The sequence below is a fragment of the Nocardia sp. 852002-20019_SCH5090214 genome, assembly GCF_001665865.1.
Classification (GTDB): Bacteria; Actinomycetota; Actinomycetes; order Mycobacteriales; family Mycobacteriaceae; genus Nocardia; species Nocardia nova.
On sequence record NZ_LZMK01000065.1, the window covers coordinates 1 to 612 of the forward strand.

The window sequence follows — 612 nt, forward strand, 5'->3', positions numbered from 1 at the left end:
TACCTGCTTGCCTACTTCGACGCCACCTTCAGCCAGCCCGGCACCGACATTGCTCAAACGCTCGCCAGGCTCGCTCAGCCGGAGATGCTTCCTCACCCGTGAAGCACCCGCCGGTTACTCGCCGCCGAATGCGGCGCTGGTGGTGGCGTCGAAGTAGGCAAGCAGGTATGCCCGTTGCAGGTCGATCGAACGGGCCGTGTCGATTGTGCCGACTGCTTCGGCCTTCTTGGCGGGCTCGAGCAGGCCGGCCGTGGTCAGTTGCGGCAGGATGATCTGCTGGTCGCACAGCGACATGTGCTGGGTTCCTGCGATGCGCAGGGGGATCTTCACCCCAGTGTTGGTTGCCCAGCGCGGTTCCCAGCCCGGATTGCCGAACCAGGGCGAGGTGTCGCTGGCCAGCATCAGCAGCGGCCGGTCGAGACCGTCCGCGGCGACAGAGCCCAGGATCGGGCCGTCCAGATCGACGCCGGCACGGACACGGTGGTCGTCGTGCATCGTTTGCACGGTTGTCGACCCGCCTAGCGAGTGACCGAACATTCCGACTTTCGACAGGTCGAGGTCCTCGGCGAGGTGCGGTGGGAGTCCAGCGCGTCCCGGCTGTTCGGTGGCAGC

Annotated in this window: 1 pseudogene; it reads right to left on the minus strand. The window is 66.3% G+C overall.

The features are described 5' to 3' along the window. Positions 1–114: 114 nt before the first annotated feature. Positions 115–612, minus strand: a pseudogene (locus tag A5780_RS06950) (hypothetical protein); the annotation flags it as partial.